Source organism: Psychrobacter sp. NG25 (assembly GCF_015234355.1).
Lineage (GTDB): Bacteria > Pseudomonadota > Gammaproteobacteria > Pseudomonadales > Moraxellaceae > Psychrobacter.
Map to the genome: position 1 here is coordinate 280308 of NZ_JADGMV010000002.1, position 25487 is coordinate 305794.

The window sequence follows — 25487 nt, forward strand, 5'->3', positions numbered from 1 at the left end:
CTTTGGCAAACAGATATAGATAAAAGATACTTAAAAAATATGACGTCACCTCAACTGAGATAACAACATGAAAACAATAACACTCCCCTATTGGGGTCAAATTATTGGCTTAGTCAGTAAGGCCAACAGCACCCAAGCGGCAACTCAAAAGACAACCAAGCAAGATGGGCGCAGTATTTTTATTACTCGCCAGCAGCAAGCATCTACTACGGTCTTATACGTCCTTGATCAACAAGGTGAGCAATTTAGCTTATCGACAACTGCGCTGCCTTGTGCGATGCAAGCCATCACCGAAATAGATGACAGCACTATTGTGATGATTGGTGATGATGGTCATCTTTACCAAACGGATTGGCAAGCCAAGAAAGTTAAGAAGACCAGTGCCAAATCCTTACTCGATGCACCTGAAAATAATAACAGTACTATAGGCCGTGCCGTAGCAATGGCACCACTACAAGATGCACTGGCTATTTTATATCCGAAACACATCGTGGTATGGCCTTATCAGGACAGCCAAGCCAGCAGTACTGTCATCATTGAGCCTTATTCGTCTTCTATAGCAACATCAAGTAAGGAGTCTGCATTAACAGCGCTAGCAACCTCAAGTGATGGCTCGTGGCTCGTGGTGGCAGATAAAATAGGAGATGTTAGTAGCTATCAATGGACTTCAGGTGAAACAAAGCTCAATCTAAGTAGCCGCAAACAGCTCCACCAAGGTAAGGTAAACGCGCTTTGTTTTGAGCCGGTCGGTCAGTACTTTTTCTCAGCAGGCGCAGATAAGTGCTTATACCGTACTCATGTCCAAGGCGATCTGCATCCTGTTGATAGAGCCAAGTCTAGCCAACACAGTGAAATGATCACGGCGCTTTGTGTCTCAGACACACGGTTATTTACCGCTGCCGATGACAAGAGTGTTAAGTCATGGGCATTTGATAAAGGTCAGCCAAACAGCTGTAAAGAGGATCTGACCAAGGCTCGACAGATCGTCTTATCTTCTTATGCTGAACAACCAACGCTCATCGTCGTCAGTGCCGATCAGAGCTTACGTTTCATACCTATTGACCATACTCAAAGTACGTCACAGAATAGCACCTCACAAAATAGTACGGCAAAAAATAGCAAGCTGCTGCCAGTTACTTATATCATCAAAGACGGCTATCAGAGAATCAGCCAGTTACTGACAGATGCCTCAAACAATAACGATGTGTCTTTTAAAGAAGGCTTGGCGCTGCTACAGGCGCAAGCAGATAACCAAACATTAGAGCTGGTTAAAAAATTACTTGCTGATAGCGACACACTCACGGCCAATCAAGCATTGCAACTGGTACAGTGGATTGCGACAACAAAACTGGATAAAACTGCACAGGTTTTAGAGCAGCAACTAAGCTCGGCTCACAGTGCAAAAGTACGCCTTGCTGCTTTTCATGCCTTGGCCGACCGCGCAAGTACGGCGAAGCGCCCGCTGCATTATCTAGAAGAAGCCTTTAAAAACCGTTACTACGAAGAAGTGGTGGCTTCTGCGTTACAAGGTTACCTAAAGGTCGCGATGACCGATGCTACGAGCCAGCGCCGCATCTTACCTATTTTAAGAGAAGCGTTGTCACACAGTTTTGCGAATATTCGTAAGCAAGCATTGGCCTCGCTTGAGACACTATTGCCTGACAACAGCCCGCAAGCAGACTTAATGGCATTAGACTGCAATCAGTCAGACATTGTCCAATCAGGGTTAATTCGTCTGTATCAGCGCGGTATGCTAAACCATCTTGAAGTCTCGCGTCAGTTGATGCTGCTACAGAATCATCGTAATATAGAGATTAGGCAAACGGCGTTTTACGTCTCATTACTGTCTCAACCCAAGTTGATAGAGGCGTTAAAACAGCAAGGCGACACGCAAACATTACGTACCTTAACTGATTTTGATGACTTTCGCTTACTACGTGGCACGCTACTAGATAACGCTAGTAGCACAGCGGCGAATGATAATAATGTTAAACAATCCGATGAGGCGATCCGTTTAACCTTATCCACGCAAGACTTTATCTCGCAAGCAGATAATACCCAAGCATCTGAGAGTAAGGCTAAAACGGTAAAATCCAAGAAGCCTGATACTGAATCTATAAAGCTAAGCAATGACACGTTAGAGCCCTTATTACAAAGCTTAAGCAATAGTCACGAAGATATCAGTTTCCGAGCGGCTTATGCGCTGGCTTGTCTACAAGACAAACGGGCGTTTGGCACTTTGATTAGTCTGATGAGCCATGAAGACAGTGCCATCATCCGTGCTGGTGTCGCCACCGCGCTTGGTCATTTAAATATAGAAGATGCCAAAGCAGTCCTACCGACATTACTAGACGATAAGGACGCTGGCGTGCGCCAAGTCGCCATGCAAGCCTATGGTAAGTTGTCAGACAATGTCTTGTCTTGGGCAGCGACAGGTTTTGCTTCTAAACATCAAGACATTCATGAGCAGTCTTTAGCACTGTTTTTAAAGCATGTAACGCCAGATGGCTTAAATAGTGGTGATAGCAGTGATAAAAGCGCACAGATGTCGTCAGAGATGACAGACTTACTGCTACAAGCGTTAAACAACCCTTTTACCAGTATTCGGTTAGAAGTGGTTAAAGTTCTATTAAACCGCCAATTTAAGCAGTCATCTGACAATATTTCTAAAAACGTTTCTGACAGTGCTATCGTTGACATTATCAAGCTATTGCAGCAAAGCCTCTTTGAAGATGTGCATCAAGTGGCGATAGAAGAATGGCAACGACTGTTGCTATCGATGACATCGAAGCATAAAACAAATAAAGTTGAAGAAACTGATAGTCAAAAGACCAATCAAGCTGTTCTGCCCCTATTCTTTGCAGATACGTTTGCCGCTATCCGTAAGCAAGCCTTTGATATTGCACTCAAGCAAAGCAAGCATTTAGGGTTTGCTGACGTCATGTTAAGCGCGCTTGCCAGCCCTTATGCTGATACCAAGCAACTGGCCCTTACGACAGTGCAAGCCAGAGCGAATACGACTCAGCTGATACAGTTGATGCCAGCTCTCGTGGCCATGTTCGCTGATGACAGTATTGAGCTGCGTAAGCAAGCCTTGACGGTTGCTTTGGCACTAACAGACTTGCAGCCCACTATTTTAGCGAATAAAAACAGCACTGATGATCAACCGAATCAACACGAAGCATTAATTACCGCAGCCCTCAACAGCCCTTATCCTGACATCCAGCTAACAGTCGCTCAACTACTGGCCAGCCAATCACGCCTATATGCTGACGAAAAACAGGCACAGCGGAGTGATGAACAAGCGTATCAAGTCTTTAAACACTATCTAGAACTGCCTATGCCCTCTCAAGGCAAGAAAAGTGACAGCTATACCCAGTGGCACAGTCATGTAAGCCAAGCACTGTCTGGCTTGTCTAAACTGGCATATCCATCAAAGCATGATGCACTAGGTTGGTATGCTAAATATCTACACCACCCTGATGCTGATTTTAAACCCCTTGCACCAAAGATTACGCAGATAGTTTCTTTTGAAGACGTTGATCTACTGGTGAAATGGCAAAAAGATGAGCGCGACATTATCAGTCAATCAGCCAGTTTGTGTTTGGCTATTTTGGGTGATGCTCGCGGGCAGTACTTCCTTACTCATGACATAAGAGACGAAACAGACAATCTGAGTACGCTTGTCGCACCGATGACACCTACGCATTGGCTTCAAGCACAGCACGGTTTAGGTGTTACACATGCACGGCAATTACAGCCTTTATTTGAGTCAGAGCCCTATGCAGTAGCAGCTAGACTGTTATTGATATTTAATGACTTACAGAATGGCTTGCAAGATAGCCTGCAAGCTCCTGAAAAGACCGCTACTAGCACTGGTCGACCCAACCGACTGATAGAAGCCCTAAGCTTTGCCGATAATGACACGGCAGTAGTCTATGCCAACATACTCGCTCGTTATCCTATTGACGTACAACACCCTAATAACCAAAAAGCCCTATCGTTAACGTGGCAGTACCTAAGTGATTACTTGTCACGTCAATTAGGCAGTATTTTATCTTCTCACTCTGAAGTCATCACAATGATGATGGATGCCATGCCAAACACGGCAGATAAAGGTGGTGTTAAAGGACAGTCGAATAATACGGCCTCTATCCGAGTAAGTATCCTGACAACCGTCAGTACCGAAAAATTACTACAGCTCGCCAACCTCAGTCGCCATCAGCAGCCATTGGTACGCGCACAAACCATTAGTGTCATTTGCCACTTATCTGAATTACTCGCCCATGACTATTATGACGATGAGGACGATGTTTTTGAGACACTACAAAAATGGCAACGCAGTTTGCAGGCATTGCTAAGTGCTCACCCTGTATCAGCCTCTATTCAGGATGTTGCAAACGACAATATGCAAGCATCATGTGACTCTTCTACTGACAAACAAGACAGTCAGGAAGTACATTATCCTTACCAGTCTCTTGCCTTTGGCGCTTGGATTGGCGTCATACGCGTAAGCGATGATTATTATGCGAATAGCAGCACCACAGACCAAGCCATTCGAGGGCTAATGTGGCTTGCTACTCAATCATCGCAGCTTAACACCAATAACAACACTAATAACGATGAGGACTGGCGAGACAGTACCAGTCGCGTGCTACTGCCACTACTCAACCACAGTAGTTTTGACACTCGTGAGTTGGCTTGGGCATGCTTGTATAAGCTGGACATGCCTGCCAACAAGCTGGCTGACTATGCCATGAGCACGCCCTACCGTGATATGGTCAAACGCGGCTTGGATCTATTGCTAGATACCGTAAATAACAATGCCGTACAGCAGCAAAGCAAACCATCGGATACAGCTACTGTCAGTAGCGCTGATCAACAACTCATTGATTTGTTAAAAACCAATAATCACACCTTAGCAGAAGAGACCTATCAGCTGCTAAAAGGCCGACTGGGCCATCTGCCAGCCAGCTTGCTTGGGCTACAGACCTATTGTCAGTCGCTGCTGCCTCAAATCGTTGCTGAGTGGAAACAAGTCATCGTCACACCCTTTGCAAACAGTCAAACGCCATCAGTGCAACGTCAAGATAAACTGACGTTTTTGCTGCAGGCCGTCAAGAGTGATGACTGGAGTGCTAAGTATCAAGCACTGGAGCAACTGGTCGAGTTTTATGACGTACTGTTTGCAGACAGTACGCTATTTGATAACTTATTTGATTTTGCTGAAGATGCTCGGACCAGTGGAGAAAAATATCGTAGCTCGAAGCTACTGTCTGATGCACTCATATCGTACCAATACCTCAATAAGAATACTTTAGAAGGGCGTTTAGAGAGCAGCTTTGATATCACCACTGCTGAACAGGTTGCCAATGCGGCGCACTTTCGATTATTAGCCTTACTTGATGACCCTCACAACAAAAAACCTAAACAGATTATTTATTGGGATATTGCTGACCTACGTAACAAAAAATTGGTTGAACCCTTACTGCAGCGTTTAGAAAATCTGTTTGAGCACACGCCAGAAAAAAATAAAGAAGAGCGTAAATACTTATTTACTACTCTCTTAAAAATCAGCGGTTACGATCAAAAAATTGAGGATTATTTGGAGGAGCGTGAAGACACGCGTTGGTTGCAACGTCAGCATCCAAGAGACCCGCAAGTGCTACTGTCGCTGTTTATCACGCTTATGAATCATAATGATTATGAGCTTGCCACGCAGCTATTGCCATCACTTGCATGGGTACAATCGGACGACAGCGACCTATCCTCACGCATTGATACCGCTTTAGCACTCGCCTATGAGCAAATACCAGCCAACCATACCTTTAAGTTGGTTGAAGCACTGGCATATCGAGCCAAAAGACGTCACGGAAGCATTGCTTCATTACAAAACGCCCTACGCAATAAAGACGCCGATGTGCAGTTTGCCGCGGCTGAAGGACTCGCTAAATGCGGTCATGCTGATGGGGTCAATATCTTGATGGCCACGATCGATTATAACCCTGATGCTGAGTTCCGCAGCTGCAGTGTGTTAGCCATTGGCGAGCTACTAGGCAGCAATAATAATCAAAATGCTAACTCGCCTACGGACAATGCTGATAAAAACTTACAGGTTCATACTCTGTACAAAGCCTATGATAAGTTAATCAAACTGGCCGAAGACGATGAGCACTACTTACAAGACGTGGCCAGTGAAGCCTTGGGTCGCCTTGCACAAGGTGGTGACTTTGAGCATAGTCCGCATATTTTTGAGCTATTAAAATCGCACTTGTCAGACCCCGTAGTCCATTTCACCAATCCCGCCATTGTCCATTGGTTAAATGGACTGCGCTGGCTCAACACAACGCCTGCTTGGGAGCAAATACGCAGCTATATACGCACTCATATCGATAAAGCCATATTCTTCCGTCCACAAAGACATGCGGTATGGCTACTGCAGATGAATAATAGCGATGCCAATAAAGCATTAATTTTAGATATCTTAAAGCAAAACAATCTAGATCGTGATGTGCTCATGGTGGCTTATACTGCGGCACAGAAAACGTGGGGCAGTCTGGCGTCGCAGATTTATCCTTATGATTGGGCAGCCATCCAAAGCCATAATGATGACTTTGCAGAAGAGACGGAGCGTTTGAGCCTAAAGCGTATTATTGATAATAGTAGCATCGATGAGCTGGCAGTGTTCATCACGCAGCATGGTGCGCACTTGCCAGCCGATACCCTGATGGCACTGCAAAATGCCATTATGGCCAAGCAAGATATGCCAACATCACAGCTTACCGCGTTAATTACCAGTAACAACACACTGACACAGCATATTGGACTGTGCTATCTGACTCAGTATCCAACCAGCTATCTAGACAAAGAACTGGTTGCGACATTGCAGCAACGTTTTGAAACCGCCAGTGAGAAATGGCATACACTGATCGATACCATCAACCGCAGTCCGACTACTATCAGTAACAACCAGTGGATCGAGATGGTTGAACAAGTGGGTAACACTATCAAACAACTGGTTTGGCTAATCATGCGTCATGTGGCCATCAAAACTGCCAAAGGGGCTGTCGATAAAGTGGCGGTTAAGCAGATATCAGCAATGTTTGATTGGCTCAACGATGCGCGTCAACCATTGACTACCACCTCTATTCCATTACTGTCTACTACCGTCAGCGATTGGTGGCAGCAAGCACTGCTTGCGTTACTGGCCAGACCTGTCGCCGAAGATAAGATGCTGTCAGGTATCGTGGCGACGTTGAGCGCTGTATCGACAGCAACTCAATCGCAGCTCACTTATGACAATCAAACCTTGCTAGAAACGTTGCTTGCTCGTATTGAACAAAGCGGTACATCTACCCAAAAATCCATAATAACTGTGGTAAAGAATGCGCTGAAAAATAAGAGCTCGTTTACCGAGATGCCAATCAATCAGCAGCTACTACAGTGGGTCAGAGCAAAAGATGCCGATGCACTTTATCATTGTGCGAGTAATGACAACATGGAGATGACCGTTCGTATCCGTGCCATCGAGGCGCTTGGACAACTACATGATCCAAATATCGAGCAGTGGCTGACGACACTCATGACGCATGAAAATGCAGATATTCAAAAGCTTGCTTATAAAGTAATGCGTCGCTGGCAGCGTGCCATGGTACGAGCGCAGCAAAAGCGTCCATTATCACCTGGCAACTTGTCATCTGGCAATACAGAGTCACAACCTAGCTCGACCCAAGCAACACAAAATAGTCAGGACAGCAGTCAAAAAAGCAATCAGGGTGAAGGAGACAGTCAATGACTATAGATAACCAATTGGACCAAGCGTCAGAAACAAAGTCAGAAGTAGTAGTAAACACTGATGGCTTGATGATGCAATTAGACTACGCTGCACCTAGTCAAATCAGTCAAGTTAACGAATCGTCAGACTCATTGTCGGAGGCGCAAACAAGCGAACACACTCAGCATGTAGCACTATTTGCTCAGCTGAATCGATCTGACGTTAACTTCCACGGTAAGGTCAAGTCTCCTCTTGTTTTTCGTGACAGTTTGCTAGCATTGTTTGATGTGGTGAGTAGTGACTACCGTTATGTGCCAAAAGACCGCTCAGCATATACGGTATTTATGCAGATGCGCCGTGCTAGCAGCAATAAAAACCTATTTACCGCACAACGTGATTATTTCACGTGGCTATTCGATAACGACCCACTCGCCTTTTGTATTTTAGATCCGATTATTCAGGTGCACGAGCAAGGCGTTAGCTTTGAGGTATTTAGCCGTGATGAAGGCTGCTATGCTCAATTGACATTGACCAATGAGATTTTTGAGCAAAGTACCAAACCTACCATTGGTACCACAAACATTGATTACAGCGCGGCTCTATTTAACGGTATTGAAAAAATTCGCGACCATCAACAAACGATATTAGACATTGGTCATGAAGCGGTCGGCTTACAGCTACTCGAAACCATACCAGAAACAGATGTAGCAGATACTGATAGCGATGTAGCCAACCCTAGCGTAAAAGAGCAGATCATAGAAAAACGTATCAATGTACCAAAAAGTTGGATCAGAGCGCTGTTACAAGTACAGTCTGCAGGCCAATTACCACAAGATACTATTCATCTTGATCCAATCGCATTGTATAACGTATTGTTTGAGCTACGTATGCATGCTGATATCAAAGGTAAGCGCCGTGGTCTACTCATCGAGCTCAGGCCTCAGCAGCTGCCAGTGATTATACTAGAGCCTTTTGACATCACCGTTACCAGCCAAGTGAGTCAACAGCAAAAACCCTATCAAGGGCAACAAGCAAAACTAATTCGCTTGTGGGGTCGCAGGCGTCTGAGTCTACTAAAACGTCTGTTACCACATACTGATAGCGTGTCCGTATCACTACTGGGTCAAGGTATGCCAAGCTACTGGACGCTAAAAGGCAAAGGCTTCCACTTCACCTTTGCTATGACCGGCTTTAGCCAAGCCAATTGGTCACAGTCATTAAACTTTGATTTGTTGCTACCCAAGCGCCCATTGCACAATACATTAGCTGCTAGTGAAGAAAACCTTTCAGACAGCCATAACGATAGTAACGATAGTAACGATGACAATAATGGCTTGTCTGTATTAATTAAAACACTGGCGAGCACCCCTAGTACTTTAGACGATTTGGTAAAGTCGCTGTCAGCAGATGCTTTATTGAAATCTGTGCCTGTTTCCCACTCACAAGTGCAGCAATGGTTACTATCAGGTACGCAGCAAGGGTTGATTCGCTTTGAGATGGCGACACAGCTGTATCATTACCGACCTTTGACTCAAGTGCCGCTTGAAATGGCGCAGTTCGCTTATCACAACGAAGCAGAAAAGCAGGCTTTTGATTTGATTGGCCGTACAGATGCTGTGCAGAAATTCACAGTCGAGACTGTCGCTGTCAAAGGTATCACTATCCGTGCAGATATTCATGTCGAGGAAGACAGGCGCACTTATCACAGCCAGCTGCAATTAGGCGACGAAGGACTGGTGACCAAAGCAGAGTGTAGCTGCCCGCAATACTTGCAACATCGTCTTACTCATGGTGTGTGTGCGCATCTTATCGCGCTGCGCCTTAGATACAACCAGTACGACCCTAATAACACGAGCAATGATAGCTGGCATGATACTCGAGTCTTGAGTAAACGCGTGCCAAGCAAGCGTCTTAATAACCCTAAGAACACTCAAGCAAACGTACAAGAAAGTGCAAAAATAAAATCAGCTAATAGCTCGCTTATGGCATTACCTTCTGCAGCGACGCTTGATTTGACTGCCCTAGCTCAACCAGCTGCTCATCCACATACGAATGAAAACGGTAAGGCGCAGGATTTAGCAGCGCAAGAGAGTTCTATTGCTTATGTTTACATCACTATTGCTCATAAGAAAATCACCATCGAACAAACAATAAGTGGCAAAGATACGCGCCAACAACTGGCGTTTAATCAACCTGCTCAAGCCAAATCCGCTTTTTTACAACATATTGCCAGATTTGAAGCCAAAGGCTTTATCGAAAACCAAGGGATGTAATGTATGACCACTCAAATAGCAAACAATAATGATTACATCAGTCCTGAGCCAACACCCACTCCTTTTGAGCGTCAGTGGCAACAGCTATGGCAAGACATTGAGCAGGCAGGTGGACGTTACCAATATGTGCAACAGCAACTGGTCAGTCAAGGATTTATGGTTGATCGCAAACCTGTCGATAACATGAGTCCAAAAGAACGTGAGCGCTATAAAAAAGCCTTAAAAAAGGAAGCCGCTGAAGAAAAAAGTCTCAAAAAGGCTGCTTGGCAAGCATATAAAGCGCATCACATGGTTTATCTTGGTCGTCATGTATATTGGTCAGATGATACCAGTACTGATAAGTGGGATGTCAAAGACGCCGCCAATCGTCTTATCGAAAACAAATTACCACTGTTAAATAAACACAACGAACTCGCAGAGGCTGTGAACCTTACTATCCCGCAATTAAAGGGACTTTGCTATCAAAGAGAGGTCGCCACCAATCTGTCTTATTCGCATTTTACGATTGCCAAACGCAATGGGACAGCGCGTCAAATATGGTCGCCGATACCGCGTTTAAAGTTTGTACAACGCTGGATTTTGCACAATATTTTGAATAACTTAACAACGCATGGTGCCGCTCATGGCTTCGTACGTGGCAAATCTATCGTGACCAACGCAGCGGTACATAGCAACAGCGAGTTACTTATCAAGTTGGATGTTAAAGACTTCTTTCCTAGTGTCAGCTGGCGCCGTGTCAAAGGTGTGTTCCGTCATGCCGGCTATCCAGAGCAGATTTCTACCTTATTGTCATTACTCTGTACCGAATCGCCTCGTCAAGTGGTGCAGCAAGATGGCAAAACTTATTACGTGGCGCTAGGAGACAGAGCATTGCCACAAGGTGCCCCTACTAGCCCTGCGTTAACGAACATCGTCTGCTTAAATTTGGATCGTCGTTTAACAGGACTGGCTGACAAAATCGGCCTGCGTTATAGTCGCTATGCAGATGATTTGACCTTTAGTATGCCCGCTGTTGCAGACACCAAAACTAAATCAAAAGTTAAAACTAGCACCACAAAAAAACAAACCGATACGCAGCACAATAAACTGATTGGGCAACTATTAGGATCAGTTCATAAGATATTACGCGAAGAAGGTTTTGTATTAAACGATGATAAAACGCGTGTGATTCGTAAAGGCAATCAGCACAACGTTACTGGCATGGTGGTGAATGGCGACGGTGTCCCAAGGGTCTCCCGCCAAATCAAACGCATGTTACGTGCAGCGCTTCATAATTTAGAGGCAGGCGGCAAATTACGTGCTGATGAGACTTTAAATACGCTGTCAGGATATGCCGCTTGGATAGCCTCGGCAGAGCCAGATTTGGGACATAGTTATCTAGATAGAATTGAGCGTTTACAAGTGAAGCAAGAAACATCTGCATAAATATTTATTTATATTTATAAAAAATGAGTATTAGAGAATTCCATTTCTAATACTCATTCAAGTGAAGCATGTTAGCGCAGAATTATATTTTAATTAGACTAATAAGAACGGTGCAGTACGGCTTTCTTTTGATTGGGCAACGTCATATGGCGTACCTTGAGCGACGATTAGCCCGCCAGCATCCCCTGCCCCTGGTCCGATATCAATGATCCAGTCACTATTGCTCGCCACTTGCATGTCATGTTCAACCATGATGACAGTATTGCCCGCATCGACAAGACCGTTTAACTGGGCCATGAGCATGGTCACATCAGCAGGATGTAGACCTGTAGTTGGCTCATCCAATATGTATAGCGTGTTGCCTCGTTGCACACGCTGCAGCTCAGTGGCAAGCTTAATCCGTTGCGCTTCACCGCCTGATAGTTCGGTGGCAGACTGACCCAAACGTAAGTAACCAAGTCCAACTTGTAGTAACGCCTCTAATGCACGCAAAATAGGCGCTTCATCGACGAAAAATTTGTATGCTGCTTCCACTGTTAAGTTCAAGACTTCAGCGATGTTTTTATCTCGATAAGTGATTGCTAGTGTATCATCGTCATAGCGTTGCCCATGACATACCTGACAAGGCGCATAGACGCTTGGCAAAAACAACAGCTCAACACTGACAAACCCTAAACCTTCGCAATTTGGGCAGCGGCCTTTGGTAGTATTAAACGAAAACCTGCCAGCATCATAGCCTTGCGCTTTTGCTTGCTTGATCGCTGCAAACAGCTTACGTACATCGTCAAACAAACCAGTATAGGTTGCCAAATTAGAGCGCGGTGTACGACCAATTGCTTTTTGATTGATATTAATGAGACGACGGACGTGCTCCATGCCAGCGACAATTTCACCGCCAGTTACTGACTCGAGCTCCTGCTCAAGTAAGTCCGCCTCACCGACAGGCGCTTCTGTGACTGTCTTTTGACCCAATGCTTCACTGATAAGCTCTACCAACGCTTGGCTGACGAGGCTTGATTTTCCTGAGCCTGATACCCCTGTGACGCTGGTCATCACCCCAAGCGGAAACTCAACGTCTAATCCTGTGATATTGTTTCGCTCAATGTTGGCAAGCTTGAGCCACTCTGTCGGCTGTCTTGTACTATATTTTGACTGTGCGTTAGACGTAGCATTGGCAAAGAGATATTGGCCAGTATGCGACTGTTTAACCTCACGAAGGCCCTCTATAGGACCACTATAGACAATCTCGCCGCCATGCGTGCCTGCCTTTGGCCCAACATCGACTATCCAGTCAGCATGTCTAATGACACTCACGTCATGCTCAACGACAAACACCGAGTTACCAGCCGCGATTAGCTCATCCAACGCCCCTAGCAATGCTTGAGTATCAGCAGGATGCAGACCTGCCGATGGCTCATCAAGGACATATACCACGCCAAACAGCTGCGAGCGAATTTGAGTGGCTAATCGCAGTCGCTGTAGCTCACCAGGAGAGAGTGTTGGTGTGGTACGCTCAAGCGAGAGATAGCCTAGCCCTAACCTTGTCAGCGCTTCAACACGTGACAAAATATCACTGGCAATACGTTGGGCAACGATGGCTTTTTCGCGGTTTGGTGTCTCATTAGCTACCTTGGTACGTGCGGGTTTTTCCAGTTTTTGTGCCATTTCAGTCAGTGTTAGCTGTGATAACTCACCGATATCAAGTCCTGCAAACTTAACCGATAGCGATTCTTTCTTTAGTTTTTTACCATGACATTCTGGGCACTCAGATATCTGCATAAATTGCGAGACGCGCTTTTTGGTACGTGGGCTTTGGGTCGTGGCAAAAGAGTGCAAAATGAAGTTTTTGGCACTGGTAAAAGTACCCATGTAGTTTGGCTTTTCGCCTTTAGCGATCGCATCGCGCGTTTGCTCAATGTTGTATTCAGGATAGACAGGCACCGTCGGCGTATCATCCGTAAACAAAATCCAGTCGCGTGTTTTTTTCGGTAATGTACGCCATGGTTTATCAATATCATAGCCCAATGTAGTCAATATACGGCTAAGGTTTTGACCTTGCCACGCTGGTGGCCATGCTGCAATCGCACGCTCACGGATGGTTTTGGTGTTATCTGGCACCAGCAGCTCTTCAGTGACCTCAAATACGCGGCCAATACCTGAACAAGTCGGGCAAGCACCATCTGGCGTATTGGGAGAGAACGCATCTGCGTATAGAATCTCTTGATCTGCCGGATACTCTCCTGCTCGTGAGTACAGCATACGCAAACCATTAGATATCGTCGTCACGCTACCCACGGACGAGCGCACTGAAGGCGTACCCCGCTTTTGCTGCAAAGCAACTGCTGGTGGCAACCCTTCTATACTATCGACATCTGGCTCATCAACCTGATCGATCAAGCGTCTAGCATAAGGCGATACAGAATCAAGATAACGGCGTTGTGACTCAGCAAACAATGTACCAAATGCCAGTGACGACTTTCCTGAGCCTGATATACCAGTAAAGACCACTAAGGCATTGCGAGGTAAATCAACATCAACGTTCTTTAGGTTGTGAACGCGTGCACCTCTTACTTGAATGTTTTCTTGGTCAGGGTTATAAAGAGTGTTTCTCACTGCGCTTGTTTTACTTGTTTTTTCTTCTAATTTTTTTGGGTTCGCCATAACGTTATTGTTCCTATCAAATCGTTGTTTATTCCTAACGTGCCTAGTTTTATTTAATTAGTTGTCTTTATTCAATTAGCAGAAAGGTTAACATGTACTAATGCAAGGCTATGGCTAGGCTTACGTATCAATAGCATAGATAGACAAAACGATAACTCAAGTCACCCAATCATTAATAATAAAAAACCCGCATCAACGCGGGTTTTGTTTAGCAAAAAATACTATCAGGATAATAATGACTTGGAGATTAAGACACCACCAAGCGCATCAATTGGGTACTGATATAGCCACCAAATGTCCCTACTGCATAACCTAAAATACCTAAGAATACCCCGACAGGAGCCAGTGACGGATGAAACGCCGTTGCCACAATTGGCGCAGAGGATGCACCGCCAGTATTAGCATTGGAGCCAACCGCCAAAAAGAAAAACGGTGCTCGAATGAGTCGAGCGACAGCAAAGATAATCACGACGTGAATACTCATCCATAACAGACCGATTAGTAATAGTCGCCATTGCGAGACGATACCGGCCAGATTAATTTGCATACCAATAGCAGCAATCAATATAAAGATAAATACGGTGCCGATTTTTGATGCACCCACATGGTCAAGCCGACGAATCTTAGTAAACGAAAAGATAACACCTATTAAAGTGATAATTACCACCATCCAAAAAAATGAGCTGGCAAAGCTATACTGAACTGCCCATTTGTATGGGGCAAAAAATCCTGCAATTTGACCACCGATAAAGTGCGCCACCCCTACCATAGCAAAGCATAAACCAAACATCACCATCAAGTCATTTAAAGTTGCTGGTCGCTCATTATCACGCTCATAATTTTCAACAGCTTTAACCACTTTATCAATACTGCTGGTATCCGCCCGCAAAAATCGATCTATTTTCTCGCTGTGTTTAGCCATGACTAAGATAGCCAATAACCATAATGAAGCATTGGTGGTATCGACCAAAATCATCATGCCAAATAAATCATCACTAACCCCAAACAGCTCTTTCATCGCGGCTTGATTGGCCGCCCCGCCGATCCAACTACCCGCCACCGCTGAAAATCCGCGCCATAGCGTGTCATCTGTGAACATGCCAGGCGATATCCATTTAGCGACGCCCAGACTAATAGGACCACTGATGATAATGGCGATACTGGCCGCGAAAAACATCGCAATCGCTTTCCAACCCAGGCCCAATATTTTGGGCACATCCATCGACAAGGTCATCAGTAGTAAACTTGCTGGTAGCAGATAAGTGGCAGTAAATCCGTAAATCTGTGAGCCAATACCATCAGCGAAGACGCCTAAGCTATTCAGCGTCGCAGGTATAAAGCAGCACAGTACAATACCTGGCAGTACAGCATAAAACCGTTGCCAAAACCTACCGGGTAGACTTTGTGTATAAAACACCAAGCCGATAATGGCCATAATGATGCCAAAGGCCAATGGCAGACTATCAATGGCTAAATGAGAAATGTCGGGCATCCAATGACTCCAGTGCGCACGATAAAAACTTGTCAGTATAGAGAAGGCAAAAAAAACGTGCAAGCCACTATCGAATACAAAGCTAACTTTTACTCTGTTAGCTAAGTTAATCCTATTAATTATGCTCGAAGAGTATTAAGGCGGACAAAAACAAAGTTAGCAGACACAAAAAAGCCAGATAACAAGTATCTGGCTTTTCAATGCTAGGTTATACGATTAAATTAAGTGATTTTATTAAAATCATTATTAGCCGTTAACGATAGCGTTATTACGAGTTGTTACCACGGTTGCCGCCGTTTGGACGACCTTGGCCACGGCTGTCAGAACGACCAGCTGGACGACCTTGGCTGCCGCTTGGACGACCGCGACCAGTTGCAGCGCGCTCACCACGTGGAACGCCAGTGCTATCACCACGGCTAGGGCCACCAGTACGCTTGCCTTGATAAGGCTTGCCACCTGAACGCTCATTTGGCTTACCAGACGTGTCACGTGGCTTACCTTGATAACCGCTGTCATTGCTAGCGCGTTGACCAGTTGATGAGCTGTCGCTTGAACGACCACGAGCATTAGCAGGATTACCTTGATAACCACCGCTTGAACGACCACGGCCTTGACCATTACCACCGCCGTTAGAGCGACCACGACCACGGCCACGACCATTACCTTTGTTTTCGCTAGGTACGTATGTTTTCTTAGGTTCCATACCTTCGATGATGCATACTTCCATTTTGCGATCTAAATAACGGTTGATAGCGTTTAGCTGTGGACGGTCATCCATGCTACATAAGCTGATAGCAATACCAGTACGACCAGCACGACCACAACGACCGATACGATGGACGTAATCTTCAGTTTGGCGTGGAAGATCATAGTTGATAACGTGCGAGATTGCTGGGATGTCTAGACCACGAGCAGCAACGTCAGTCGCTACTAGGATTTTAACTTTACCATTACGCAAATCTTGAACGATACGGTTACGCTTGCTTTGTGGCAAGTCACCATGTAGGAAGCTTGCTTTATGACCAGCTTCTTGTAACTGTTTTGCTAGTTTTTCAGTGCTACGTTTGGTAGCAGCAAAGATAATGATCTGTTCCATATCTTGCTGGCAAACGATTTTGTCAAGTAAACGGTTTTTGTGATCAAAATCATCACAGTAGTACACTTTTTCTTCGATGTGTGCAGATTCTACTTTGATTGATACACGCTCAGGGTTCTTAGTGAAACTGGCAGCGATTTTACCTACTGGGCCATCCCAAGTTGCAGAACACATGATGGTTTGACGATCAGTAGGAGCAGCGCGCAAGATGTCACTGATGTCATCAGCAAAACCCATGTCTAGCATGCGGTCAGCTTCATCAAGTACCAATACTTCTAGGCTTGATAGATCAACACGACCAGCATTGATATGGTCAAGTAAACGACCAGGAGTTGCAACGATAACTTGAACGCCTTTTTTCAAAGCAGTGATCTGACCATTGTACGGTGCGCCGCCAACTAGTGGTACACAGAACAGACCGCGCATATCTTTAGAGTATGTACGAACGCTGTCATGTACTTGCTGAGCAAGTTCACGCGTTGGCGTTAGGATAAGTGCTTTGGTTAATTTGTCAAAGCTAGTAGCGCGGCTTAAACGATCAAGTACTGGGATAACGAAAGCGGCAGTTTTACCACTACCCGTTTGCGCTGACAATAGAAGGTCACGACCTGCTAGAGCAAAAGGAATAGCTTGTGCTTGGATAGGCGTTGGGTTGGTGTAACCACTGCGATCAAGTGCAGTTAGAATAGGCTTAGCGATGCCAAGATCAGTAAAAGTAACTTGATTTTCGTCAACAGCGTCAGTAGTAGCCGCTTGAGTGTCAGTGTTTGGGGTGTCAGTGCTTTCGATGATACCGTTTTCAGCGGCGATTGCAGATAAGATGTCAGTCATAGTAATCCTTGGTAAGTATAAGTTGCTGTAAATTCAGCAAACTTGATGCATACCACTGATAACCGTTCATCACGCTGCCTTTATTAAAGAATCACCGGACCACTGTAAGAGTGTCGATGATCAGAAACCCAGCCAATAGAGCTGTTGTTTCTACAATAAATGCGTTCGTGCTGTCTGACGTATTTTGGTGGTAGTGCCGAGTGTCTTATCCTTGCTTGATATACGCGCATTATCGATGCTTTGTCTAAAGCAGATAAAGGCAAACAGCAACCAATCTAATCCATACTCATGGAACAGTAGATAAGATATGAGTCAAAAATAACGGATATTTTAAAAGGTTATTTAAGTACACAAAATCATCGGCAACAATTACTTATGGTCATCCTAGACCCAAAATCGCAGGCGATGTTATCAATCTCATAATTCACGAAAGCTATAAGCTAACGTGGCGACGTAGTATATCATAATAAAAGTACAGTTGTACCTTTTATTTGATAATGATAGAAATAATCTTGGCTTAGTCTGCAAGGTTAACTTTTAACCATGTATGTTAGCCATGTTTAATATACGCTAAATGTATGACTTATTGTGCTGTTTTAACGTCAGTGACATAGGTCGGTAGTTGCCATGCCCCACCAACTTCAATCATGCGGCACAGCCCAGTACTGCTCTGATTGCTTTTTTCAAACGATTTTCCTGTCCATATCCAATCAGTCTTAGTTAAGCAGTCACCGATACCACGACCTTTTTGTACTGAAGTGACTATACCTTTATCGTAGTCAGTAGCGTTGGTCGTTACCAGTGTTGGATTGTAAGGTTTGGTGTCATTGATGACCCAGGCACCCGCCCCTGTATTATAAGCACTCGTCCAGCAGTCATGCTGTGCTATCAATTTCGAGCTGTTCAGGCGACTAACTCGCCATGGTGATTTATCTGACAAATTTGGGCAGTCACCATCGACATCTTTGATAGTGCCTTTCATCAGTGCGGCCAATTGCGACGACTTCATGACAAACTTTTTCTTATCATTCACGGCGGCATTTGGTTTAGGCGCGACAAAACGTAGGATAGGCGCCGCTTTAGGTGCTAATACTCCGCTATTAGGTTTAACTGCACTGGCATGATCAATAAAAGCGCTCGATGTCCCTACTCGCCCCTGTGCTTCGTCCGCTTTGAGCATAACGGCACTAGCGCCTTTATCAGATAGCTGCCAACGTGAGTTGCGCAGTACCAGTTCGATATTGCTTGATTTGGTCAGCGCCTCTAACAGCGCGGTTACTTGCGCTTTAGTCAGTTCGGCACTACCAGCTGTGGCCGAAAACGGCTGAGTTTCACCATAGTCTTTATCATTAATAAACAATGATATACGGTGACGGTTACCCAATTTCATCAAGGCTTTAGAAGAGCTCTCTTTGGCCCCGCCAATTTTTACTTTGCCATCCACGCTTGCATTCGCACCTGCACGGCGTGTGAGTAATACAGATATAGGGAATTCGCTATTGTTTTCTGCTTGATAGCCTGCCAGTCGGCACGTACGGGTATTGTCACAAGCAACCTGCCAATCTTGGCTGGTCAGCTCAACGCCTGAATGTGCCATACTTGCTGTACTAAATAAAGTGGTGCTGATAGCAGCAAGTAAAGATAATCGTATTTTATTTTTTATCATTAATAAGGGTGTCTTTTTTGTTTTTTTAGAATTAAGTCTTAGACGAGTGGTATCGTTCGGGCGTGAGTATGGAGAGACGTCTATATGTCGATGGTCCTGCGCGGCCTTGATCTGAGAATAGCAAACAGCAAAGCGATCAGGGCTTGTCTGTAGTGATATATCTATCAGCTTACGGTTATCGTCATTCATAGTCATTACTCATCAATAGAAGCAGTACAAATATCTACCCACTAGGGCAGTGTCTGCTATCTTAACGTATCAATGTTTCTATCTGTTATACTAATGTACTATTATGTAAACGGGCAAGTATATGATTATTTTAATATAACCATATATAAATACAGAATAACTGCGAGTTGAATGGTTATAAATGTCTATAAAATAAGGCTGATAAGCAATCTGCTTATCAGCCTTTTGGTTATTAATATATGTATTGTTCAGCTATAGTCAAACTCTAAAAAAGGTACAAGGTAGCCGACTTTAGATTGTACATATAGGAAGGCTAACGCCGTAGCAGTTTAGTCGCTCTCTGATTATAGTTAGCCCATTGATTGCAGTGGCAACTCTACAGCACGCTTAATCGCTGGTCGCTCAGCAATAGCTTCTGCCCAACGTTTTACGTGAGTATAATCATCTACTTGTAAAAACTCTGCTGCGTCATAAAGCTTACCAAGCACTAGCTGACCATACCATGACCAAATGAGCATATCCGCGATATTGTAATCCGCATCATCGTTACCACACATGTACTTATTGTCTTTTAAGTGGATATTAAGTACATCAAGCTGACGTTTGGCTTCCATCGTATAGCGGTTGATTGGGTACTCTAATGGTTCGGGCGCATAAGCATAGAAATGTCCAAAGCCGCCGCCGAGAAACGGCGCACTACCCATCTGCCACATCACCCAAGATAGGCAGTCGGCGCGCGCTTTGCCAGCCGATAAAGGGATAAATTTGCCAAACTTTTCTGCTAAATACATTAAGATGGCACCAGACTCAAAGATCGCAATAGGCTCACCGTCGTTTCTGTTAGAATGATCGACCAAAGCTGGGATTTTTGAGTTGGGGTTTATGGTCACAAAGCCAGAGCCAAATTGCTCGCCCTCAGAAATGTCAACTTTATACGCATCGTACTCAGCGCCTTTGACACCAATTTCGGCCAGCTCTTCTAGTAGCATGTTTACCTTGACGCCATTTGGTGTATTCAATGAATACAACTGTAGTGGCGCATTGCCTACTGGTAGCTCTTTATTAAAACGTGCGCCAGCTGTCGGGCTATTGATATTAGCGAACTTACCACCGCTTTCTTTATCTTGCGTCCAAATTTTTGGTGGTACATATTTATTATTATCCTGACTCATCATTTATCCTCAGTTTATTTTTATGGATATAGCGAGTGTTTACTATAACGAGAACCACTCCCTACATTAAAGTCCTCTCTTGTAATCAATGTAATTGCGGTTAGGTTTTTTATTTTTCCACTTTGACAGCGCACCGTTACCTTGAGTCACTTTTATTATAGTGCTCTAGTCGTTAATATACTTTTTTGCTTGTTTTATAATCAGATATCCAATGAGATTTACATGGTAACGCTAACTCCAACGCAAGATAAATACTTACCTTATGTGCTAGCGGTAGCGCTGTTCATGCAGATTTTGGACGCTACTATTTTAAACACGTCCTTACCGCAAATGGCACAGGCGTTGGGTGAATCGCCACTGAAGATGCAATGGGCAGTGATCAGTTATGCCTTGACCTTGGCTATATTCATTCCCATCAGTGGTTTTTTGGCGGACAAATATGGCACACGTCGGGTATTTCTATCGGCCATTATCATTTTTTGTATTGGCTCGTTGCTGTGTGCCGCCTCACCTACGCTAGATTTTTTGATTGGCTCACGCATCGTTCAGGGTATTGGCGGCGCGATGATGACGCCTGTGGCTCGTTTGATACTGGTTAAGTCTTATCCTCGCAACAAGCTCTTGACTGTGATGAACTTTGCGGTGATACCGGCATTGGTCGCGCCGTTAGTTGGCCCAGTATTGGGTGGTTATATCGTACAATATGCCAGCTGGCATTGGATATTTTTGATTAATATTCCGATGGGTATCGTCGGTTTTATCATGGGCAAAAAGCTAGTGCCTGCATTATTTGAAGATACCAAGCGTCTTGATTGGACAGGGTTTTTATTGTTTGCGGCAGCCGCTTGTGGATTTACGCTAGCGGTAGAGTTCGGCTCACAGGCAGGACGAGAGCTTTATGGATTGTTCTGTGGTCTGGGTGCGGGCCTGCTGATAGGGGCTTATATCTGGCATGCCAAAAAGCGTGATGCACCGCTGTTTCCTTTGAGCCTATTTGATATCCGTACCTTCCGCATTGGTATTACGGGTAACTTATTCACGCGACTCGGTATCAGTGCGGTTCCGTTCCTGCTACCGCTACTATTACAGGTGGTGTTTGAGTACTCACCTTCACAGGCAGGCTGGTTGCTTGCACCTATCGCTGTAGGTGCCATCGGCATCAAACCATGGGTGAGTAAAATCATTCAGCGTTACAGCTATCGCACCGTATTGGTTTATAACACCTTTTTTATGGGTTCTCTTATCATTGTGTTGGCACAGTTCAATGACGCATCACAATGGCTGTGGTTCATACCCATCTTGACTGTCATGGGGGCTTGTAATTCTATGCAGTTCAGCGCGATGAATACCATTACTATTGGCGATTTGCATGGTACACAGACCAGTAGTGGCAACAGCCTCATGGCGGTTAATCAGCAATTGGCAATTAGCTTCGGTATTGCTTTTGGTGCAGCAGTACTTAACTTGCTGCGGGAGAGGTTTGAGCTAGATACCTTAGCCGCATTCCAGACCACCTATTGGATACTTGGTATTCTAACCATACTCTCAGGATTGTACTTTTTACGTCTAAAGCCTGAAGATGGTCGCGGTCTATATTAGAGTATGCCGAATAGAGTCTGTCGAATTTTAGACATAAAAATGCCAGCGTATGTTTTGGTTTGTGACCAATCATAGGCTGGCAAGTTTAGAAAATATGATCTATTTATCTATCACATCATCTTATGGCGCGTCATCATCACTCATTTGTGATTGGATGTATCGTTCTATCCCAACAGTCTTAATCAAATCTTCTTGTGTGTCTAACCAGTCTTCATACTCTTCATTGCCATCTTTTAAGATGACCAATAACTGGCGAGATACGTAGTCAGATTTTGTCTCACATAACGTGATAGCGTCTGTGATAATTGCAAATTTTTGCTTTTCTAAACGCAAATTGCAGTCAATCATTTCAGGCACATCTTCAGCGATGAACATCTTGCCATAATCTTGCAAATTCGGTAAACCGCCTAGCAATAAAATCCGTGCAATCAAATCATCAGACCATTTCATCTCGGCGATAGACTGCTTATAAAAGCTTTCATTAAGGGCTTCTAATCCCCAATGACGTGCAATGCGAGCATGTAAAAAGTACTGATTAATAGCAATCAGCGACTGTCCAAGTACTTTATTTAAAGCACGAATGACCTCTTTATCCCCTTTCATTATCTCTCTCCTTATTCATTTATTATTTAAGCTAAATATTATTCATCTAATTATCTAGGACACACCCTAGCATAATGTTAGATGAGATTAGGAGTGACTTCAGCCATTTGGCTTTGTAGATAATTTGGCAGACCAATCATATCAATTAGGCGCAGTTGTTGCTCAAGCCAATGAGCATGGTCTTCTTCAGTGTCTTTTAGTTGCTCAACCAGCATCTCACGTGTGACATAGTCATGCTCTGCTTCACAGATAGCAATGCCATCCTTTAAGTGCTGCTGTACTTGATACTCTAGGTTAAGGTCAAGTTGAAGCATTTCGGGAACAGTAGCGCCGATATTTATTGCATCAACCGTCATTTTAGGCGTGCCACCTAACATTAGGATACGGCGAATAATGGCTTGGGCATGCAATGTTTCATCAGCCATCTCATGATGGATACGGTCATACAACTTGCCATAATGCCACTCAGCATACATTTCTGAATGAATAAAATACTGATCACGAGCGGCAAGCTCACCACCTAACAAAAAATTCAAATAATCAATGACTTTTGGGCTACCTATCATAACTTATACTCCCCTATTTATACTTTACTGCTCACAGTGCATTCATAATTACCCATATAAGGATAGTGTTATTAGCAAACTGAGTAGTAGATATCAAAACCAACAAAATGCCTTACAGCGTCAGACATATATAGTAGCATACCGGCTCTGATATCGCTTGTAACGTTAGGAACTAAGAATAAGATGCTAATTGAGAATAATAATTAGCTAGCGTCAATCCTGACTATTAAAGGCGACTGAGGTCAATAAAATAGGTGTATTGGCGAAGTTATAAGGACGCTTGCAACTTACTCTTTATATATAATGGTTAAAGAGTAAGTGAAGTATGTTGGATATTTTGTGTGAGGCTAAAGCTCATTGTTGTTTTAAAGATTGATGGTGCTTAAACGGCGTAAGCTAAGACATCAAGTTTAGCATGGTGCTCTTCTAGGTAATCATTGACCATAGGTTCGCAGCAACCACAGCAAGTCGCTACATCAAGCGTGTCTTTCAAACCATCAAGCGTATCAATGCCTGAAGCAATAGCTGCTTTAATTTGCTTTTCTTTTACGTCATTGCAGATGCATACGTACATGAACTAACTCCTACGAATATCGCTATTCAATAACTACTGGCTAATCATTTTTACTGCTTGACCTATAATAACGATAACTATTATCATTTTCAATAGTATTTGACATATTTTAATCACAAAGATGTTTTTTTAAGGGTCGGCTTGACTTGGCAAGAATATTGCATATATTAATCTATGTAAGCGAATATAAATATTTATGTTATGATATAGATGAATGGTAGTAAATTTACGATAAACTGTAATTTAGTTTACTTTTTAATCGATTTTTTAGATAACTACTGCTATATTGACCATCTATCAACAATAACCCCATAGGGATTATTTTATGTCTGATAATAATTTTACGATAAGACCGATTGAATTGTTTAAAGTTCTATCTGATCCAACGCGTTTAAAAATATTTCAAATTTTATTTAACAAAGAATCACGTTGTGTCGGAGAGCTAGTAGAAATATTAGATCAACCTCAACCAACAATATCGCGTCATTTAAATCATTTGAAAAAATTAGGTATTTTAAACTGTGTACGCGATGGTACCTGGATGTGGTATGAAGTTGCCGATGATTTGCCAGAATGGTGCCAAGAGGTTCTAGAGATTACTTATAAGCAAATATCTACCAATGATATTGCTCTGCCAAAAGCAGGCTAGACATAAGTGATATCGATAAAACATAAGGCATCGACTAACGCAAAAAAGACCTATTTATCATAGGTCTTTTTTATGTCTGCTAACAATGTGACTATGAGAATGTGGCGGTAATAATATAACTCTAGCAATGTGACTTTAGTAACGTGGCTATGCCATATTCAATTATGTCAGATCTAAAAATTCACTAATAAAGGCACTGGCTGGCTGGTGTATCAGCTCTTCTGATGTCCCTACCTGCTCTACTCGACCCTGATTCATGACTACAATCTCATCAGATACTGCGCGTGCTTCTTCTTGATCATGTGTGACCATGATACTAGTGATACCCAGCTCATGATGGATATTTTTCAACCAAGTGCGTAGCTCTTTTCTCACCTTGGCATCTAGTGCACCGAACGGCTCATCAAGTAATAATAATTTTGGCTTGACCGCGAGCGCTCGTGCTAGCGCAATGCGCTGACGCTGGCCGCCTGATAGCTGATGTGGATATGCATTGGCAATCTGGGGCAACTGTACGAGCTCTAACAGCTCGGCCACACGTTTATTGATGTCAGCTTTACTTGGTCGCTCATGCTTTGGCAGCAACGTTAGACCAAAAGCGACATTATCAGCGATGTTTTTGTGACGAAATAAGGCATAGTGCTGAAACATGAAGCCAATATGACGTTTTTGCACAGGCGTATTGGTCACATCCAGTTCATCAAACAATATTTGCCCTGAGTCAGCATATTCAAGACCAGCGATGATACGCAATAGCGTCGTTTTACCACAGCCTGAAGGCCCTAGTAAGGTGGTCAGTTTGCCGGTAGGTACTGTGATATTGATATTGTCTAAGGCGGTAAAATTACCGAATTTTTTATTAACGCTGCGAATCTCGATGCTCATAATAGTATCTCTTATTATATCTTTTGTCGTAT

General features: G+C 44.0%; 14 protein-coding genes. 5 read left to right on the top strand and 9 right to left on the bottom strand.

Annotation, left to right across the window (positions count from 1 at the left end; all coding sequences use genetic code 11):
• Positions 1–67: 67 nt before the first annotated feature.
• Genes IPZ60_RS03940 through IPZ60_RS03950 form a run of 3 tightly spaced genes read left to right on the top strand, consistent with a single transcriptional unit; the run spans position 68 to position 11472 of the window.
• Positions 68–7795: a HEAT repeat domain-containing protein gene (locus IPZ60_RS03940; protein WP_194196560.1), complete on the top strand. Its 7728-nt coding sequence runs from the start codon at positions 68–70 to the stop codon at positions 7793–7795.
• The gene (locus tag IPZ60_RS03945; RefSeq protein WP_194196561.1) at positions 7792–10047 is read left to right on the top strand and encodes a hypothetical protein; all 2256 of its coding nucleotides are present in this window, start codon (positions 7792–7794) and stop codon (positions 10045–10047) included. The genes IPZ60_RS03940 and IPZ60_RS03945 overlap by 4 nt, the downstream gene beginning before the upstream one ends.
• 3 nt (positions 10048–10050) lie before the next feature.
• Entirely contained in the window at positions 10051–11472 is a 1422-nt protein-coding gene (locus tag IPZ60_RS03950; protein ID WP_194196562.1) for a reverse transcriptase family protein, read from the top strand.
• Between the two features lie 93 nt (positions 11473–11565).
• Here IPZ60_RS03950 and uvrA read toward each other — a convergent pair whose 3' ends face one another.
• The 5 genes from uvrA to yghU all read right to left on the bottom strand — a co-directional run bounded on the left by uvrA (position 11566) and on the right by yghU (position 20579).
• Positions 11566–14133 carry an excinuclease ABC subunit UvrA gene (gene uvrA, locus IPZ60_RS03955; RefSeq protein ID WP_194196563.1) on the bottom strand — a complete coding sequence of 856 codons (2568 nt, stop codon included), beginning with the start codon at positions 14131–14133 and terminating at the stop codon, positions 11566–11568.
• Between the two features lie 247 nt (positions 14134–14380).
• A complete protein-coding gene (locus IPZ60_RS03960) occupies positions 14381–15625 on the bottom strand; it encodes a DUF819 domain-containing protein (protein WP_194196564.1) in 1245 nt (414 codons plus the stop codon).
• A 268-nt stretch (positions 15626–15893) separates the two neighbouring features.
• Positions 15894–17552: a DEAD/DEAH box helicase gene (locus tag IPZ60_RS03965; protein WP_194196565.1), complete on the bottom strand. Its 1659-nt coding sequence runs from the start codon at positions 17550–17552 to the stop codon at positions 15894–15896.
• 583 nt (positions 17553–18135) lie between these two features.
• The gene (locus IPZ60_RS03970; protein WP_194196566.1) at positions 18136–19407 is read right to left on the bottom strand and encodes a DUF1176 domain-containing protein; all 1272 of its coding nucleotides are present in this window, start codon (positions 19405–19407) and stop codon (positions 18136–18138) included.
• 350 nt (positions 19408–19757) lie between these two features.
• Positions 19758–20579: a glutathione-dependent disulfide-bond oxidoreductase gene (gene yghU / locus IPZ60_RS03975; protein WP_194196567.1), complete on the bottom strand. Its 822-nt coding sequence runs from the start codon at positions 20577–20579 to the stop codon at positions 19758–19760.
• A gap of 222 nt (positions 20580–20801) precedes the next feature.
• On the opposite strand from yghU, the gene IPZ60_RS03980 reads away from it, so the two are divergent.
• Positions 20802–22178 (top strand): DHA2 family efflux MFS transporter permease subunit, encoded by a 1377-nt coding sequence (locus IPZ60_RS03980; RefSeq protein WP_194196568.1) that lies wholly within the window; start codon positions 20802–20804, stop codon positions 22176–22178.
• Positions 22179–22298: 120 nt separating this feature from the next.
• On the opposite strand, the gene bfr (IPZ60_RS03985) is transcribed toward IPZ60_RS03980, so the two are convergent.
• From bfr (IPZ60_RS03985) to IPZ60_RS03995, 3 genes are all read right to left on the bottom strand, one after another.
• Positions 22299–22781 carry a bacterioferritin gene (gene bfr / locus IPZ60_RS03985; RefSeq protein WP_194196569.1) on the bottom strand — a complete coding sequence of 161 codons (483 nt, stop codon included), beginning with the start codon at positions 22779–22781 and terminating at the stop codon, positions 22299–22301.
• Between the two features lie 77 nt (positions 22782–22858).
• Positions 22859–23347 (bottom strand): bacterioferritin, encoded by a 489-nt coding sequence (bfr, locus tag IPZ60_RS03990; protein WP_194196570.1) that lies wholly within the window; start codon positions 23345–23347, stop codon positions 22859–22861.
• 382 nt (positions 23348–23729) lie between these two features.
• A complete protein-coding gene (locus tag IPZ60_RS03995) occupies positions 23730–23921 on the bottom strand; it encodes a bacterioferritin-associated ferredoxin (protein ID WP_110923492.1) in 192 nt (63 codons plus the stop codon).
• 325 nt (positions 23922–24246) lie between these two features.
• On the opposite strand from IPZ60_RS03995, the gene IPZ60_RS04000 reads away from it, so the two are divergent.
• The gene (locus IPZ60_RS04000; protein WP_194196571.1) at positions 24247–24570 is read left to right on the top strand and encodes a helix-turn-helix transcriptional regulator; all 324 of its coding nucleotides are present in this window, start codon (positions 24247–24249) and stop codon (positions 24568–24570) included.
• 162 nt (positions 24571–24732) lie between these two features.
• On the opposite strand, the gene IPZ60_RS04005 is transcribed toward IPZ60_RS04000, so the two are convergent.
• Positions 24733–25455, bottom strand: a complete 723-nt coding sequence (locus IPZ60_RS04005) for a sulfate/molybdate ABC transporter ATP-binding protein (protein ID WP_194196572.1) — start codon at positions 25453–25455, stop codon at positions 24733–24735.
• Positions 25456–25487: the final 32 nt, after the last annotated feature.